This window comes from Halomonas sp. A11-A (assembly GCF_003182195.1).
Lineage (GTDB): Bacteria > Pseudomonadota > Gammaproteobacteria > Pseudomonadales > Halomonadaceae > Halomonas > Halomonas alkalicola.
This window is the reverse complement of sequence record NZ_QGTM01000004.1, coordinates 104821-121966: the sequence shown is the minus strand read 5'-3', so window position 1 is coordinate 121966 and position 17146 is coordinate 104821. Positions and strand designations below refer to the sequence as shown.

14 protein-coding genes are annotated in these 17146 nt (G+C 69.8%); 9 read left to right on the top strand and 5 right to left on the bottom strand.

Annotated features, from left to right (window positions below):
* Window positions 1-8: 8 nt before the first annotated feature.
* The 4 genes from hslV to DER72_RS05020 all read right to left on the bottom strand — a co-directional run bounded on the left by hslV (window position 9) and on the right by DER72_RS05020 (window position 5545).
* Window positions 9-527, bottom strand: a complete 519-nt coding sequence (hslV, locus tag DER72_RS05035; protein WP_110068902.1) for an ATP-dependent protease subunit HslV — start codon at window positions 525-527, stop codon at window positions 9-11.
* Between the two features lie 204 nt (window positions 528-731).
* The gene (locus DER72_RS05030; protein ID WP_110068901.1) at window positions 732-1463 is read right to left on the bottom strand and encodes an SPOR domain-containing protein; all 732 of its coding nucleotides are present in this window, start codon (window positions 1461-1463) and stop codon (window positions 732-734) included.
* A gap of 3 nt (window positions 1464-1466) precedes the next feature.
* Window positions 1467-3152, bottom strand: coding sequence for an arginine--tRNA ligase (argS, locus tag DER72_RS05025; RefSeq protein WP_110068900.1), 1686 nt, complete (start codon window positions 3150-3152; stop codon window positions 1467-1469).
* A gap of 155 nt (window positions 3153-3307) precedes the next feature.
* On the bottom strand, window positions 3308-5545 hold the full coding sequence (locus tag DER72_RS05020; RefSeq protein WP_110068899.1) for a primosomal protein N': 2238 nt from the start codon (window positions 5543-5545) through the stop codon (window positions 3308-3310).
* A gap of 189 nt (window positions 5546-5734) precedes the next feature.
* On the opposite strand from DER72_RS05020, the gene rpmE reads away from it, so the two are divergent.
* Both rpmE and DER72_RS05010 read left to right on the top strand, forming a co-directional pair.
* Window positions 5735-5947: a 50S ribosomal protein L31 gene (rpmE, locus tag DER72_RS05015; protein WP_110068898.1), complete on the top strand. Its 213-nt coding sequence runs from the start codon at window positions 5735-5737 to the stop codon at window positions 5945-5947.
* 237 nt (window positions 5948-6184) lie between these two features.
* On the top strand, window positions 6185-7453 hold the full coding sequence (locus DER72_RS05010; RefSeq protein ID WP_110068897.1) for a malic enzyme-like NAD(P)-binding protein: 1269 nt from the start codon (window positions 6185-6187) through the stop codon (window positions 7451-7453).
* 131 nt (window positions 7454-7584) lie between these two features.
* On the opposite strand, the gene DER72_RS05005 is transcribed toward DER72_RS05010, so the two are convergent.
* Window positions 7585-10113 (bottom strand): penicillin-binding protein 1A, encoded by a 2529-nt coding sequence (locus tag DER72_RS05005; protein WP_110068896.1) that lies wholly within the window; start codon window positions 10111-10113, stop codon window positions 7585-7587.
* 257 nt (window positions 10114-10370) lie between these two features.
* Here DER72_RS05005 and pilM point away from each other — a divergent pair, with 257 nt between their 5' ends.
* The 7 genes from pilM to aroB all read left to right on the top strand — a co-directional run bounded on the left by pilM (window position 10371) and on the right by aroB (window position 16955).
* Window positions 10371-11432 (top strand): type IV pilus assembly protein PilM, encoded by a 1062-nt coding sequence (pilM, locus tag DER72_RS05000; protein WP_110068982.1) that lies wholly within the window; start codon window positions 10371-10373, stop codon window positions 11430-11432.
* Entirely contained in the window at window positions 11429-12007 is a 579-nt protein-coding gene (locus DER72_RS04995) for a PilN domain-containing protein (protein ID WP_110068895.1), read from the top strand. The genes pilM and DER72_RS04995 overlap by 4 nt, the downstream gene beginning before the upstream one ends.
* Window positions 12004-12627 (top strand): type 4a pilus biogenesis protein PilO, encoded by a 624-nt coding sequence (locus tag DER72_RS04990; protein ID WP_110068894.1) that lies wholly within the window; start codon window positions 12004-12006, stop codon window positions 12625-12627. The genes DER72_RS04995 and DER72_RS04990 overlap by 4 nt, the downstream gene beginning before the upstream one ends.
* Window positions 12624-13154, top strand: a complete 531-nt coding sequence (locus DER72_RS04985; protein WP_110068893.1) for a pilus assembly protein PilP — start codon at window positions 12624-12626, stop codon at window positions 13152-13154. The genes DER72_RS04990 and DER72_RS04985 overlap by 4 nt, the downstream gene beginning before the upstream one ends.
* Window positions 13155-13252: 98 nt before the next feature.
* Entirely contained in the window at window positions 13253-15301 is a 2049-nt protein-coding gene (gene pilQ, locus DER72_RS04980) for a type IV pilus secretin PilQ (RefSeq protein ID WP_258306201.1), read from the top strand.
* Window positions 15301-15843: a shikimate kinase AroK gene (gene aroK / locus DER72_RS04975; RefSeq protein ID WP_110068891.1), complete on the top strand. Its 543-nt coding sequence runs from the start codon at window positions 15301-15303 to the stop codon at window positions 15841-15843. Before pilQ ends, aroK begins: the two co-directional genes overlap by 1 nt.
* Before the next feature lie 5 nt (window positions 15844-15848).
* A complete protein-coding gene (gene aroB / locus DER72_RS04970; protein WP_110068890.1) occupies window positions 15849-16955 on the top strand; it encodes a 3-dehydroquinate synthase in 1107 nt (368 codons plus the stop codon).
* Window positions 16956-17146 lie beyond the last annotated feature (191 nt).

Here is a 17146-nt window from a genome sequence, read left to right as displayed (position 1 = left end):
GGCAGCCTTCAGAGCGTTTCGAGGGTGACGTGGTGGTTGGTGAACACGCAGATGTCACCGGCGATCGCCAGCGACTTCTCGGTGATCTCCTTGGCCGAGAGGTCGGTGTTCTCGAGCAGCGCCCGGGCCGCGGCCAGGGCGAAGTTGCCGCCGGAGCCGATGGCGATGATGCCGCGCTCGGGTTCCACCACGTCGCCGTTGCCGGTGATGATCAGCGAGGCGTCCTTGTTGGCCACGGCCAGCAGCGCCTCCAGGCGGCGCAGGGAGCGGTCGGTGCGCCAGTCCTTGGCCAGCTCCACGGCGGCCTTGACCAGGTTGCCCTGGTACTTCTCCAGCTGCGCCTCGAAGCGCTCGAAGAGGGTGAAGGCGTCGGCGGTCCCGCCGGCGAAGCCTGCCAGCACCTCGCCGCGGTAGAGGCGGCGGACCTTGCTGGCGTTGCCCTTCATCACGGTGTTGCCCAGCGACACCTGGCCGTCGCCGGCCAGCGCCACCTGGTCACCGCGGCGCACGGATACGATCGTGGTCATGGAGGAGTGTCTCCTTGGGGGAGCGGAGGGCTCCCGATGACTTTCGGCGCCGCGGGGGTGGCCCGGGCGCCGCGAATAGGCTGAAGGGAGAGGTGCGGGCGGCGAGCCCTGAATTCAAGACGTCTGGAGCGTCGCCGACTCAGGGCGGGAGCGCGCCCCTGAATCGGCGCTGGCCTGGCTCCGGGGCGGATAGTTCTGGAGCCGCTAGTTCTGGAGCCGGATCAGCAGCGGCTCGATGCCCTGGGTGACCATCAGGTCCTGGGCGCGGCTGAGCTCGCGGTTGTCGTCGTAGGGGCCGACCTGGACGCGGTGCCAGGTCTCGCCGCCGGAGGCCTTGACCTCGCTGACCTGGGCCAGCAGGCCGAAGTCGCGCAGGCGGCGCTGCAGCTGCTGGGCGTCGCCGGACTCGCGGAAGGAGGCGGCCTGCAGCATGTAGCGGTGGCCGTTGCTGGCGGCCGGTTCCGAGGCGGCTGGTTCCGAGGCGGCCGGTTCGCTGCGGTCGGCGGCCAGGTTGGCGGCGATCACCTGGGCAATGGGGTCTTCGCCGGGCTCGGCGGCGGCCGTCTCCTCGACGGGAGGCGGCGCCGGCGGTCGCGCCGTGGAGGAGGGCATCTCGCCGCGCGGGGCGATCACCTCGGACTCCGGCAGCAGGGTGTAGAACTCGAAGGTGGGCATACGCGGCTCGCTGGGCTTCGCCGGTGCCGCGGCCTCGGGCTCCGGCGGGGCGCTGCGCGGCAGCACCGTGGCCAGGGGCGAGTCCTCGACCTGCCAGGGCGCCACCCCGTGCTGGTGCTGGGAGAGCAGGAAGCCGCCCACCAGGCCGGCCAGGCCCCAGACCCAGCCGGGCAGGCGCCACTCGCGGGGCGGCCTGCTGGCCTGGCGGCGACTGCTGGTGGCGCCTCGACGCTTCGGCGGCGTCTGCTTGCGGGTCGCCATGGGTTACATCTCCTCGGGGGCACTGACTCCCATCAGGTCCAGGCCGTTGCGCAGTACCTGGCGGGTCGCCAGGCCCAGGGCCAGGCGAGCGTTGCGCAGGGCGTCATCCTCGACCATCACCTTCACCGCGTTGTAGCAGGTATGGAAATCGGCGGCCAAGTCCAGCAGGTACTGGGCGACCTGCTGGGGCTCCCGGTTGGCGGCGGCGTGCTCGACGACCTCGGGGTAGCGGGCCAGGCGGTTCATCAGCGCTTTCTCCTGGTCCTCCTCGAGCCGACCCAGGCTGGCCATCGCCTGGGCGTGGTCGAAGGCCAGGCCGTCGGCCTCGGCGCGACGCATCACGCTGCACACCCGGGCGTGGGCGTACTGCACGTAGTAGACCGGGTTGTCGTTGGACTGGGAGCGCGCCAGGTCGATGTCGAAGGTGAGCTGGGAGTCGGCCCGACGAGCGGCCAGGAAGAAGCGGGTGGCGTCGCGACCCACCTCGTCGATCAGGTCGCGGACGGTGACGTAGCTGCCGGCGCGCTTGGAGAGCTTCACCTCGACGCCGGAGCGGGTGACCATCACCATCTGGTGCAGCACGTACTCGGGCCAGCCCTGGGGAATGCCGACCTCCAGCGCCTGCAGGCCGGCGCGGACCCGGGTCACGGTGGAGTGGTGGTCGGCCCCCTGCTCATTGATCACGGTAGTGAAGCCGCGCTGCCACTTGTCGAGATGGTAGGCCACGTCGGGCAGGAAGTAGGTGTACTGCCCGTCGCTCTTGCGCATTACCCGGTCCTTGTCGTCGCCGAAGGCGGTGGTGCGCAGCCACAGGGCGCCGTCCTGTTCAAAGGTGTGGCCGTTCGCCACCAGGCGCTCGACGACGGCCTCCACCTTGCCGTCGCGGTAGAGCGAGGACTCCAGGAAGTAGACGTCGAAGTGCACACCGAAGGCCTTGAGGTCGAGGTCCTGCTCGCGGCGCAGGTAGGCCACGGCGAACTCCTGGATCGCCTCGAGGTCGTCCGGGTCGCCCTTGCCGGTGACGTGGCGGTCGTCGGCGTGGACGGTCTCGCCGGCCAGGTAGGCGTTGGCCACATCGATGATGTAGCCGCCGCGGTAGCCGTCGGCGGGCCAGCTCTCGTGGTCGGGGTCGAGCCCCTTGACGCGAGCCTGCACCGAGAGCGCCAGGTTGCCGATCTGGGCGCCGGCGTCGTTGTAGTAGAACTCGCGGGTGACGTCGTAACCGGTGGCCTCGAGCAGGCGGCAGATGCAGTCGCCGATGGCCGCGCCACGTCCGTGGCCCACGTGCAGTGGCCCGGTGGGGTTGGCGGAGACGAACTCCACCTGCACCTTGGCGCCCTGCCCGGTCAGGCTGCGGCCATAGGCGTCGCCTGAGTCGAGTATCTGGCGCACCACCTGGGCGGCGGCGTCGGTGGCGGCGAAGAAGTTGACGAAGCCGGGGCCGGCGATCTCCACCTGGCGGATGGCGTCGCTCTCGGGGAGGGCGGCGATCAGGGCCTCGGCCAGCTCGCGGGGCTTCCTGCCGGCGGGCTTGGCCAGCATCAGCGCGAGGTTGGTGGCGTAGTCGCCGTGGGCCTTGTCCCGGGTCGGGTCGACCTTGATGGGCGGGGCGAGGTCGGCGGGCAGCACGCCCTGCTGCCTGAGGGTGTCGAGGGCGCCTTCGAGCAGCGAAACGATGGTCTCTTTCATGGAGCGTCGGATGTCCTGTGGCGTCGAGCGGGGCGAGCGGCCGATGAACCGGCGCTAACGAGGCACTCGCCCGCGGCGCGGGCATGGAAGCGGAGCCCGGAGCGGGCACGGCCGGCCATTATCGGCAATTGTGGCGCGGCTTTAAAGGGCGGGCGTCAGCTGAGCGTCTGGGGGTCGATATCCAGCGACCAGCGGGTGCGGCGCGCCTCGGGCGTGGCCTCCAGCCAGGCGGTCAGCCAGGCGCAGGCCTCGTGGAGGGCGCTGCGCCGCTCGGCGCTGAGCATCACCTGCAGGTGGTAGCGCCCCTGGCGGCGCTCCATGGGGGCCGGCACCGGGCCGAGGCACTCCACCGCGAGCTCGCGCTCGGCCAGCCAGCCACGCAGCGTGGCGGCGGCGCGCCGGGCGAGCTCGCCGGCGGCCTCTTCCCTGGCGCTTTCCAGGCGCAGCAGCGCCAGGAAGCGGAAGGGGGGCAGGGCGGCGGCGCGGCGCTCCGCGAGCAGCTGCTCGGCCAGGGCGGCGTAGCCCCGCTTGGCCAGCAGGCGCAGGTGGAGGTCATCCGGGTGCAGGGTCTGCACCAGCACCCGGCCGGGGTGGGCGGCGCGGCCGGCGCGGCCGGCCACCTGCACCAGCAGCTGGGCACTCTGCTCCAGGGCGCGAAAATCGCTGGCATAGAGGCCGGCGTCGGCGTTGACCACCACCACCAGGGTGACGTGGGGCAGGTGGTGGCCCTTGGCCAGCATCTGGGTGCCCACCAGCAGGCAGGGCTCGCCTCGGCGCACCTCGGCCAGCGCCTGCTCGAAGGCGTCGCGGCGGCGGGTGCTGTCGCGGTCGATGCGGTGCACCGGCACCTTCGGGAAGAGGCCGGCCAGAGTCTCCTCGGTGCGTTCGGTGCCACTGCCCAGGGGGCGCAGGTCGATGCTGCCGCACTTGGGGCAGCTCTCCGGCAGGGGGCGGCGGCGGTCGCAGTGGTGGCAGGCGAGCAGCGGCGGCTGGCGGTGCAGGGTCATGCGGGCGTCGCAGGCGTCGCACTCGGCCAGCCAGCCGCAGGCGTGGCAGGCCAGAGTCGGCGCGAAGCCGCGGCGGTTGATGAACACCAGCACCTGGTGCCCAGCGCCCAGGGTCTCGCGGATGGCGTCGAGCACTGGCGGGATCAGGCCGCCCTGGCGGGGCCGGCCGCGCAGGTCGATCAGCTCCAGCCGGGCGGGGGCATGGCGGGTGGCGCGGCGGGTCAGCGGCAGATGGCGCCACTCGCCGCTGCGCGCCTTGGCCAGGCTCTCAAGCGAAGGGGTGGCACTGCCGAGCAGCAGCGGGATGCCGTGATGGTGGGCGCGGGCCACCGCCAGGTCCCGGGCGTGGTAGCGCAGGCCGTCCTGCTGCTTGTAGGAGCCGTCGTGCTCCTCGTCGACGATGATGGCGCCGGGACGTGCCAGCGGGGTGAAGATCGCCGAGCGGGTGCCGATCACGATGGGCGCGCGGCCGCTGGCGGCGGCTTCCCAGGCGTCCAGCCGCTCGTGGTCGGTGAGGCCGGAGTGCAGGGCCACCACCGGCACCCGGAAGCGCTTGCGGAAGCGGGCCAGGGTCTGAGGGGTGAGGCCGATCTCCGGCACCAGCACCAGCGCCTGGCGCCCGCGCCCCACCACCGCCTCGATCAGCTGCAGGTAGACCTCGGTCTTGCCGCTGCCGGTGACCCCCTCCAGCAGGCAGGGGTGATAGGCCTCCAGGCGCTCGTGCAGGGCGGCCAGCGCCGTGGCCTGCTCGCGGTTGAGGGGCAGGGCGGGCTCCGCCAGCAGCTGATCGGCATCTGGCCGGGAGCGAGCGGTGAGCGGCTCCTCGCGGGACGCCACCAGCCCCTTGGCGGCCAGGGCCCTGAGCTGGTCGCGGGAAAACGACTGGGCCAGGATCGCCTGGGCGGCCAGGCCGTGGGGATGCTGGGCGAGCATCGCCAGCAGCTCGGCCTGGCGCGGGGCGCGGGACAGGGTCTCGGCGGGCGCGTCACGGCCCGCGGCGGTGAGCTGCCAGCGCTCCCGGGTGCGCCCCTCCAGGGCGCGGCCCTGGCGCAGCAGCACCGGCATGGCCTGGTGCAGGGTGTCCCCCAGGGAGTGCTGGTAATAGCGGGCGGTGAAGCGGCACAGCCAGAGCCAGTCGGCGGGCAGGGGAGCGGCGTCCAGGCAGGCGGCGACGGGCCTGAGCTCGGCCAGCGGCAGCTCGCTGCGCTCGCGGCACTCCATCACCACGCCGACCACCTCGCGCCGCCCGAAGGGCACCCTCACGCGCAGCCCCGGGGCCCAGCCGCCGGGCGGCGGCGCACCGGCAGGGCGATAGTCGAACAGTCGGCGCAGCGGCGAGGGAACCGCGACGCCCAGCACGCGCGGGGGCGGAGTCGAGATGGGCAATTGGCCTCCGGGATTGGCTCTGCTAGAATGCTGCGCCTCCCTGCCTGCCGAGTTCGGCCAGGGCGGAACGACCGGTTTGCACTCGCGCTTGCGGTTTTCGTGACCATCAGTCGGCGCGACCGATAGACAACCCGTATGCGGTGCCTGGCAGCAGATCAGGTGGCGGCATGCAGCTCAACGAGGCTCAAGATGAAACAAGGTATCCATCCCGAATACAAGACGGTCAACGCGACCTGCTCCTGTGGCGCCAGCTTCCAGGTGGGCTCCACCTCCGGCCACGACTTCTCCCTGGACGTCTGCTCCCAGTGCCACCCCTTCTACACCGGCAAGCAGAAGCAGGCGACCACTGGTGGTCGCGTCGAGCGCTTCAATAAGCGTTTCGGTGCCGCGATCAAGCGCTGATCGCCCAGACGTTCCCCGGACCGTCGAAAAACCCGCCCATCGTGGCGGGTTTTTTTCATGCTGGGTGCTGTGATAAGGGATGGCTTATGGCTGGCTCGCCAGGCATAAGTTGCAGCAAATGGCTGCCATCGGCGTCAAACGAGCGTACAAAAGGCGAGAAAGTCGCGAGACTTGAGCGGTGGAAAGTTTTTCTATATCGTGGACGGACGATTTCACCCTGACCGGAACCCACCCTCTATGAGTGATGCAAGACAGGCCGCGCTGGACTATCACGCCAAGCCCATCCCCGGAAAGCTCTCCATCGAGCTGACCAAGCCCACCGCTACCGCCAAGGACCTCGCCCTGGCCTACAGCCCGGGCGTGGCCGAGCCGTGCCGCGAGATCGCTCGCGACCCCGAGAACGCCTACCGCTACACCGGCAAGGGCAACCTGGTGGCGGTGATCTCCGATGGCAGCGCCATCCTGGGGCTGGGCAATCTGGGCGCCCTGGCCAGCAAGCCGGTCATGGAGGGCAAGGGTGTGCTGTTCAAGCGCTTTGCCGGCATCAACTCCGTGGACATCGAGGTCAACTCCGAGAGCCCCCAGGCCTTCATCGACACCGTGGCGCGCATCGCCGATACCTGGGGTGGCATCAACCTCGAGGACATCAAGGCGCCGGAGTGCTTCGAGATCGAGCAGGCGCTGATCGAGCAGTGCAGCATCCCGGTCTTCCACGATGACCAGCACGGCACCGCCATCGTGACCGCGGCGGGCATGCTCAACGCCCTGGAGATCGCCGGCAAGCGCCTCGAGGACGCCAGCATCGTCTGCATGGGTGCCGGCGCGGCGGCCATCGCCTGCATGAAGCTGCTGGTGGCCTGCGGTGCGCGCGCCGAGAACCTCGTGATGCTCGATCGCAAGGGCGTGATCCACACCGGTCGCGAGGATCTCAACCCCTACAAGGCGATGTTCGCCGTCGACACCGACAAGCGCACCCTGGATGACGCCATCGATGGCGCCGACGTCTTCGTCGGCCTCTCCGGCCCCGGCCTGATGAGCGCCGACCACATCCGCAAGATGGCGCCCAACCCGGTGGTCTTCGCCTGCACCAACCCGGATCCGGAGATCCACCCCGATCTGGCACGCGAAGTGCGTCCTGACGTGATCATGGCCACCGGTCGCTCGGACTACCCGAACCAGGTCAACAACGTGCTGGGCTTCCCCTTCATCTTCCGCGGTGCCCTGGACGTGCGCGCCACCCGCATCAATGAGGAGATGAAGGTGGCCGCGGTTCACGCCCTGAAGGACCTGGCCCGCGAACCGGTGCCCCAGGAGGTGCTGGATGCCTACGAGAAGAGCGAGATGAGCTTCGGCCGTGAGTACATCATCCCCACCCCGGTGGATGTGCGCCTGCTGGAGCGGGTCACCTCCGCGGTGGCGCAGGCGGCGGTGGATTCCGGCGTGGCGCGTCGGCCCTACCCCTCCCACTATCCGCTGAAGAGCGTGGACGACGTTTACGGCGTGTAATGCGCGGCGTGTAACGTATGGCTCACCAGCCTCCGCGACGCCGGCCCTCGAGCCGGCGTCGTCGTGTCTGGGTGTTGCGCTTGATCTCGTGAGAGGGCGGGGCGGCATCCTTGCCGCCCCGGTAGGCGGCGCTAGAAGATCGCCTCGTAGGCGCCGGTGCCCTGGGAGCCGCTGTGCTGCTCCACTTCGCGCTCGACGCGCTGCGGCTGGAAGCTGGGCAGGTGATCCGGATGGAAGAGCTCGCTGATGCCGCCGCCGTGACCGTCGGGCAGCAGGCGGCCGCTGTCCGGGTCGATCCGGGCGGTGACCAGGCTGGGGGGTCGCGGATGCTTCGCCTCGGGGCGGCCCGCCAGGGCGTCCCTCATGAAGTCGATCCAGATCGGCAGGGCGGCGTTGGCGCCGTACTCGGCGGTGGTCTCGTTGTTGTCCTTGCCCAGCCACACGGTGGCCACCAGGTCGGCGTTGTAGCCGGCGAACCAGGCGTCGCGCTGGTTGTTGGTGGTGCCGGTCTTGCCGACGATATCGCCACGGCCCAGCGACTGGGCGGCGCGGCCGGTGCCGCTGTCGATCACGTCGCGCAGCATGTCGGTCAGGATGTAGGCGGACATCGGGTCGACCACGCGCGGTGCCACCGGGTGGAGCCGGCCGTCGATCTCCACCTCGGTCTGGCCGTTGGAGCACTCGCGGCACACCACCATGGGGGTGGCCTCCTCGATCAGCCGCTCGTCGTCGCCGCGGGTGACACGTTCGATGAACCAGGGAGCGACCTGGTAGCCGCCGTTGGCCAGCACCGCATAGGCGTTGGTCATCTCCAGCGGGGTCAGGTCGGCGCTGCCCAGCGCCAGGGAGAGCCCCCGGGGCAGGCGTGAGCTGGCGAAGCCGAAGCCCTCCAGGAAGTCGATGGTGGCATCGAGCCCCACCTCCTGCAGCACCCGGATGGTCACCAGGTTGCGCGAACGGGCGAGCGCCACCCGCAGGCGGGTCGGGCCGAGGAAGTCGCCGCTGGCATTGACCGGCCGCCACAGCTCGCTGCTGCCGTCCTGGACCACCACCGGGGCATCGTTGACCACGCTGGCCGCGGTCATCAGGCCGCTGTCCAGGGCCGCCAGGTAGATGAACGGCTTGAAGATCGAGCCCGACTGGCGCTGGGCCTGTACGGCGCGGTTGAACTTGCTGGCCTGGAAGCTGAAGCCGCCCTGCAGCGCCAGGATGGCGCCGGTGTCGGGGTGCATCACCACCAGGGAGCCTTCGGCGTCCGGGCGCTGGGCCAGGCGCAGGCTGCCGTCATCGCGCTCCAGCACGCGGACCAGGTCGCCGCGGCTGGCGATCTCGGCGGCGGAGCCGGGCTCGGGGCCGCGGGCCCGCGGGCTGCGGTAGGCCCGCGCCCAGGAGAGCCCGTCCCAGGCGATGGTGCGCACTTCGCCGCCGCGGGTCAGCACGCGCATCTCACGGCCGCTGCTCTCCACCACGATGGCCGGCTGCAGCGGGCCGAAGCCCGCGGTGCGCTCGAGCACCTGAACCCAGTTGCTGACATCGCCCTCGATGCCCTCGATCTCGGTCTGGCTGCGCTCGGCGGCGCGCTGGGCGGTCTCCAGGATCTCGGGGGACTCGTCGAGCTCCTCCTCCAGGCCGCGCCGGTCGGTGCGCGCCTGGGCTTCCACGAGGCTCGCGGGAAGGTCGCGCTGCTCGGCGCCGCGCCACCCGTGGCGTGTGTCATAGGCGATCAGGCCATCGGCCAGGGCGCGGCGGGCGAAGGGCTGCAGCTCGCTGTCCAGGGTGGTGTGGATGCGGTAGCCGCCGGTGTAGGCCTCATCGCCGAAGCGTTCCACGGCGAACTGGCGGGCCATCTCGGCGACGTAGTCGGCGTCCACCTCGGTCTGGGCCACGTAGCGCCGGGCGGTGATCGGCGCCTGGACCGCCTCGTCGTAGGCGGCCTGGTCGATATGGCCCAGCTGGCGCATGCGGTAGAGGATCCAGTTGCGGCGGATCAGCGAGCGCTCCGGATTGGCCAGGGGGTTGAAGGCCGACGGCGCCTTGGGCAGGCCGGCGATCATCGCCTTCTCGGCCAGGGTCAGCTCGCCGAGCGGGCGGTTGTAGTAGGTCTCCGCGGCGGCGGCGATGCCATAGGCGCGGTTGCCGAGGAAGATCTTGTTGACGTAGAGCTCGAAGATCTCCTCCTTGGTGAGCACCTGCTCCATCTGCAGGGCCAGCAGGATCTCGCGGATCTTGCGGGTGAAGGTGCGGTCCAGGGTCAGCAGGTAGTTGCGCGCCACCTGCATGGTGATGGTGGAACCGCCCGATTGGATCTCGCCGCCGCTGGAGGCGAGCTCCACGGCGGCGCGCGCCAGGCCCCTGGGGTCGACGCCGCGGTGCTCGAAGAAATTGGCGTCCTCGGCGGCCAGCAGTGCCTGGATGAAGTCGCCGGGGATCTCGTCGAACTCCACCGGCATACGACGCTCCTCGCCGAACTCGCCGATCAGCTTGCCGTCGCGGGTGAAGATGCGCAGCGGGGAGTGCAGCTCGAAGTCCTGAAGCTGGCGCACATCGGGCAGCCCGGGGGCAAAGTAGAGCGCGGCGCCCACCACGCCCAGGGCCACGGCCGCGGTGAGGGACACCAGCAGCCAGACCAGGGAAAAGCACAGGGTTCTGATAAACGTCATGAAGGGGCGGTATCCGTGCAGGGAACTGGAGCGTCGCGAAGGGAACGGGTCGGGGCGACTGAGACGCCATTATAGGAATCCAGGCGCGGGGTCACCAGCGTTGAGGGTGCAGGTTTGCGGTTAGCCGTGTGAGATTCGGCAATATCATGTAACCTCTGCTTACAGGGGCCAGTCCCCGGGGCTCAGACTCCTCCTGCCGTGAGGAGTGAGCGAAATAACAAGCGGTCATCCGCATGGATCAGCAGGGGCGGACCGAGATGCGATTCAGGGCATCCAGCAAGGGACTGATCGGTGTCGATATCACCTCGGCAACCGTCAAGCTCGTGGAACTCAGGCGTGCTGGCGCCAGCTACCAGGTCGAGAGCTACGCGGTGCGGCCGCTGCGCGAGGGCGCCGTGGTCGAGCGTCGCATCCAGGACATGGGGGAGGTGGTCGATGCCCTCTCCCGGGCGGTCCAGCAGGCCAAGCCGCATACCCGCCGCGCCGCGGTCGCGGTGCCTGCCAGCGCGGCCATCACCAAGACGCTGACGCTGCCGGCCTCGCTCAGCGACGGTGAAATTGAAGCGCGCATTCAGCTCGATTCAGACAAGCACATCCCCTTTCCGTTCAGTGAGGTCGCCTTCGACTTCCAGCGCCTGGGCCTCAACGCCCGCTACGCCGACCAGCAGGACGTGCTGCTGGTGGCCTGTCGGCAGCAGGATGTCAGCCAGCTGACCGACGCCGTGCTGCAGGCGGGGCTGACCCCCGAGGCGGTGGATGTCGAGACCTTCGCCATGGAGCGCGCCTTCACCGAGGTGCGCCATCAGCTGCCCGCCTCCTCCGGCGAGGAGGAGTGCGTGGCCCTGGTGGATATCGGCGCCACCATGAACACCTTTCACGTGCTGCGCGAGGGGCGTGTGGTCTACAGCCGCGACACCGTATTCGGTGGTCGCCAGCTCACCGAGGAGATCCGCAACCGCTACGGCCTGAGCCTCGACGAGGCGGGCCTGGCCAAGAAGCGCGGCGGCCTGCCCGAGGACTATCCGCGCAGCGTGCTCGGCCCCTTCCTGGATACCCTGGTGCAGCAGGTCGGGCGCTCCCTGCAGCTCTACTACACCGCCGGTCGCAAGCAGGAGGTGCGTCGCATGGTGCTGGCCGGCGGCACCAGCATGCTGCCCGGCCTGGCCGAGCGACTGGCCCAGGAGAGCGGCATGGAGGTCTCCATCGCCAATCCCCTGGCGCGCATGAAGGTCAACGGCCGCATCGACGTCCAGACGCTCTCCGGTGATGCTCCGGCGCTGCTTGCCGCCTGCGGCCTGGCAATGAGGTCCCGCCCATGACCATCGAGATCAACCTGCTGCCCTGGCGCGAAGAGCGCCGAGCCCGTCGCAGCAAGCGCTTCTTCGTGACGCTGGGGCTGGCCGCCCTGCTCGGCCTCGGGGGCGGCTACGGCCTGACCTGGCACTACGAGCAGGAAGCCCAGGCCCAGCAGCAGCGCAATGCCCATGTTCAGGCCCAGAGTCGCCAGCTCGACTCGGCGATCCGCGAGATCAGCGAGCTGGAGGCGATCCGCGAGCAGATGCTCGAGCAGGTGCGGGTGTTCACCGAGCTGCAGATGGGTCGCACCCAGACCGTCCATGTCCTGAGCGATTTGACCTCAAGCCTGGTGGACGGCGTCCACTACACCCAGCTCACCCGCCAGGGTGACAGCCTGCGGCTGGCCGGCCTGGCCGAGAACAACCGCCAGGTCTCCGACCAGCTGCGTGCGCTGGCGGCGGCCGCCTCCTTCACCGAGCCAGTGCTCTCCGAGGTGGAGGCCGAGGGGGGCGGTGAGCGGCGTCGCTTCAGCCTGAGCATGAGCCAGCAGCTGCCCCGGGCGGCGGCGAATCAGGCGTCGGCGGAGGAGGGGTCATGAGTCTCAAGGGAGAGGTGCGTCGCCTGCGCGAGCTGGACTGGCGTGAACTGGACATCAAGGAGGCCGGCGTCTGGCCCTGGTCGCTGCAGCTGCTCTGCTGCCTGCTGCTGCTGGGCGCGACCTTCTACGGCATGCACTGGTACCTGGCGGCCCCCGCCAAGGAGGAGCTCGAACGGGTGCGTGGCCAGGAGGCGCAGCTGATCCGTGACTACCGCAGCAAGGCGGCCCAGGCGGCGAATCTCGAGGCGATGCGCGAACAGATGGGCGTCCTCGAGGCGCGCATGAGCGAACTGCGCGAGATGCTGCCCACCGGCGCCGAGGTGCCCTCGCTGATTGACAACATCAGCGAGACCGCCATCGACAATCAGCTCGCCATCGATTCCATTCGCCTGCGCGGCACGGTCACCCGGGAGCACTATATCGAGCAGCCCTTCGATATCCAGGTGCAGGGCGACTACCACCGCATCGCTACCTTCCTGGCCGGCGTGGCGGCGCTGCCGCGCATCGTTACCCTGCACGACATGACCCTGTCGCCGGAGGGGGGCAGCGGCCAGCGGCTCAGGCTCTCCCTGCTGGCGCGGACCTACAGTTACCGCCAGAGCGAGGAGGGGGCGCCATGAGCCGAGCCAACCGTCTTTCGGCGGCACTGGCGGTCGCGCTGCTGCTGGGGCTTTCGGGATGTGCCGACCCTCAGCTCGGCATGCTCGACCGCGAGCTGGCCGAGATCCGCAGCAACCCCGGTGCGACCCCGCGGGTGGAGCTGCCCGATATTCCCGACTATGAGGCGCTGCCCTACGACGAGGCCGATCGGCGCAGTCCGTTCATCGCCAGGCTGCCCGAAACGGAGCAGCCGCCGCGCGGTTCCGAGGAGCTGGCGCCAGACCTGACTCGGCCGCGGGAGCCCCTTGAGGCCTATGGCCTCGGTCAGCTCGACCTGGTCGGCACCTTGACTCATGGCGGGCAGCCCTCGGCGCTGGTCCGGGCGCCGAGCGGCACGGTGCACCGGCTGCGCGTGGGCAATTACCTGGGCAGTGATTTCGGGCGCATCGTCAGCATCACCTCCTCCTCGGTGCAGCTGATCGAGGTGGTGCCCACCGGGCGAGGTGGCTGGATCGAGCGCACGACGCAGATGACGCTCAACGACTAGATCCTGATAACGAGATCCGGATAAACCACCAGGCAAGCGATTCGCCGCCCACCGGCAGGGATGGGCGACAAGCGGGGAAGGGAACAATGCTACCGATCATGAAGCGTGGATTCGCGACACTCTTGCTGCTGGCGCTCTCCGCCGGCGCCCTGGCCGCCTCCTCCCTGGAGGGGCTCGACTTCCGGCAGGGCGGCGGCGGCGAGCTGGAGGTCGAGCTTTCCTTCACGGGACCGGTGCCCGAGGTGCGCGGCTACCGCCTGGACGACCCGGCGCGGCTCACCATCGACCTGATGGAGACCGCCAACCGCCTCGACCAGCGCAGCTATGCGCTGGGCATCGGCGGCGTGCAGCAGGTCACGGCGCTGGAGGCCGGCTCGCGCACCCGGCTGGTCTTCAATCTCGAGGGCCCGCTGCCCTACAACACCCGCGAGCAGGGCAACCGGCTGCGGCTGGCCATCGGTGGCGGTGCGGCCGATACCGGCGTGGCCCAGGCGTCCACGCCGGCCCCGGCCGCCAGCGAGCCGGCGCCCAGCCGTGCCGTGGCCAGCGGTCCCAGCGTCGAGAACATCGACTTCCGCCGCGGCGAGGGCGGCGCCGGCCGTCTGGTGGTCACCTTCGACCGTGCCGGGGTCGATGCCCGGGTGCGCGAGAGCGGGCGAAACCGCATCACCGCCGACCTGCGCGGCGTGGAGCTGCCGGCCTCCCTGGATCAGGTCTATGACGTCAGCGACTTCGGCACCCCGCTGCGCCGCGTCACCCCGCGGGTCGGCCGAGATGGCGTGACCCTCGATATCGAGGGGGCCGGCGAGTTCGCCATGGTCTCCACCCAGAGCGGGCGGCAGCTCACCATCGAGGCCCAGCCGGTCACCCAGCAGCAGCGAGACCAGCGGGTCCGCGAGCAGTTCCCCTACACCGGTGAGCGCATCACCCTCAATTTCCAGGACATCGAGGTGCGTTCGGTGCTGGCGATCATCGCCGACTTCACCGGGCTCAACCTGGTGGCCAGCGACAGCGTCCAGGGGCGGGTGACCCTCAACCTGGAAGACGTGCCCTGGGACCAGGCGCTGGACCTGGTGCTCAAGAGCCATGGCCTGGCCAGCCGCCAGGAGGGCAACGTCATCGTGGTGGCGCCGGCCAGCGAGCTGGCCAACATCGAGCGCCAGGAGCTCGAGGCCCGCGAGCAGATGGAGGTGCTGGCGCCGCTCACCACCGAGTACATCCAGGTGAAGTACGCTCGGGCCGCTGATCTTGCGGCGCTGCTGCGTGGCGGCCAAGGGTTCGGGCTGCTGACCGAGCGAGGCCGTGTGGCCATCGATCCGCGCACCAATACCCTGCTGATCCAGGACACCGCCGACCAGATCGACGAGATCATGCGCACCCTGGATCGCCTCGACGTGGCGGTGCGCCAGGTGCAGATCGAGGCGCGTATCGTGATCGCCAGCGACAGCGCCACCCGCGAGCTGGGGGTCAACTGGGGGGCGTCGAGCACCTCCAGCAGTCGCTTCAACCTCGGTGGTGCATCCGATGGCACCCCGATCTCCGGCCTGGGTGGCCTGGCCGTGGACTTCGGCTCCACCGATCGCGGCGTGGGCGGCATGACCAGCTTCGCCTTCGGCTATCTCTCCGGCGACGTGCTTCTCGACCTGGAGCTACGCGCCATGGAGAGCGAGGGGCGCAGCTATACCATCTCCCAGCCCCGGGTGATCACCGCCAACCAGCGCACCGCGGTGATCAAGCAGGGCCAGGAGCGGGCCTACCGCGAGTCGGCGGCCAGCGGGGCGGCGGCGGTGGACTTCAAGGAGGCGGTGCTGTCGCTGGAGGTGACCCCGCAGATCACCCCGGATAATCGCATCATCATGGACGTGGCCATCACCAACGACACCTTCGGCGAGTTCAACCCCGGCGAGGAGCCGCCGATCAACAAGAACGAGATCCAGACCCAGGTGCTGGTGGACAACGGCGAGACCGTGGTGCTGGGCGGTATCCTGCAGACCGAGGAGTTGCGCAACCTGGTCAAGACCCCCTTCCTGGGCGACCTGCCGGTGATTCGGCACCTCTTCCGCTATACCCAAGAGACCAACGAGAAGGTAGAGTTGTTGGTATTCATTACCCCTCGGATACTGGACGACGGCGTGGCCCTTCGCTGATGCAGGCACTACCCAACCTGATACTGATCGGCCCCATGGGGGCCGGCAAGAGCACCATCGGCCGCCTCCTGGCGGCCGAACTTTCTCGCGACTTCTTCGATACCGACCACGAGATCCAGAACCGCTGCGGCGCCGACATCCCCTGGATCTTCGACGTGGAGGGGGAGGCCGGCTTCCGCGAGCGTGAGACCCAGATGATCGACGAGCTGACCCGCCGCGAAGGCGTGGTGATTGCCACTGGCGGCGGCGCCGTGCTGCGCGAGGAGAACCGTCGCATGCTGCGCGAGCGAGGCACCGTCATCTACCTCTACACCACCGTCGAGCAGCAGCTCAGGCGCACCGCCAAGGACCGCAACCGGCCGCTCTTGCAGCGGCCGGACAAGGAGGCGGTGCTGCGCGAGATGTTCGGCGTGCGCGACCCCCTCTACCGGGCCACCGCCGACGTCACCGTGCGCACCGACCGCCGCGGCCCCCGGGCCGTGGTCAACGATATCGTCAGGCGCGTCACCCGGCTGGTCGACCCCCTGCAATGCAAGGCATGAGGCCCATGATCGAGACTCTGACAGGCCCGCGCACCCTCGAGGTGGCGTTGGGCGAACGCAGCTACCCCATCCATATCGGCCCCGGCCTGCTGGGCGAGCCGGAGGCGCTCTCACCCTGGCTGGCCGGCCGCCAGGTGATGATCGTCACCAACGAGGTGGTGGCGCCGCTCTACCTGGAGCGCTGTCGGGCCTCGCTGCCGGCAGGCGTCGAGGTGCGCGAGCTGGTGCTGCCCGATGGCGAGGCCACCAAGACCCTGGCCAGCGTGTCGCGCATCTGGGACGCGCTGCTGGAGGCGGGCTTCAACCGCCGCTGCACCCTGATCGCTCTGGGCGGCGGGGTGATCGGCGACATGGTGGGCTATGCGGCCGCCTGCTATCAGCGCGGCGTGGCCTTCATCCAGGTGCCGACGACCCTGCTCTCCCAGGTGGACTCCTCCGTGGGCGGCAAGACCGGGGTCAACCACCCGCTGGGCAAGAACATGATCGGCGCCTTCTGGCAGCCCCGGGCCGTGCTGATCGACACCGACACCCTGGCTACCCTGCCGCCCCGGGAGCTCTCCGCGGGGCTCGCCGAGGTGATCAAGTACGGGCTGATCCGCGACGCCGATTTCCTGGCCTGGCAGGAGGCCGAGATGCCCGCCCTGAGGGCCCTGGAGGCATCGGCGTTGACCCGTGCCATCCAGCGCAGCTGTGCGCTCAAGGCCGAGATCGTCGCCGAGGACGAGACCGAGCAGGGGGTCCGGGCGCTGCTCAACCTGGGGCACACCTTCGGGCACGCCATCGAGGCGCACCAGGGCTACGGGGTCTGGTTGCACGGTGAGGCGGTGGGGGCCGGCATGCTGATGGCCGCCGAGCTCTCGGCGCGGCTGGGCTGGCTTTCCGAGGCCGAGGTGGCGCGCACCCGGGCCATCATCGGGGCCGCCGGGCTGCCGCTGGCCGCGCCTGCCGGCATGTCGGTGGAGGACTTCCTGGTCCGCATGCGGCTGGACAAGAAGAACGTCGACAGTCGCCTGCGCCTTATCCTGCTGCGCTCGCTGGGAGATGCCTGCCTCTTCGACGAGACCCCGGTCGAGCTGATCGAGGCGCTGATCGAGGCATTTCCCCGCGACTGACGCCGCCTGCGCCATCGTTTTCTTCCGATCCCGACGCCCGCACCCCTGTGCGGGCGTCGTCGTTGGTGGGGCGCTGCCGGGTGGCTTGCGGCGTCGGGCAGGGCCCATGCCGACAATCCGCATGGCTTATGCGTTATCAGCATGGGGTTTTGGGGGTTTGTTAGACTAAAGTCTATCGCTGGCGCCGAATC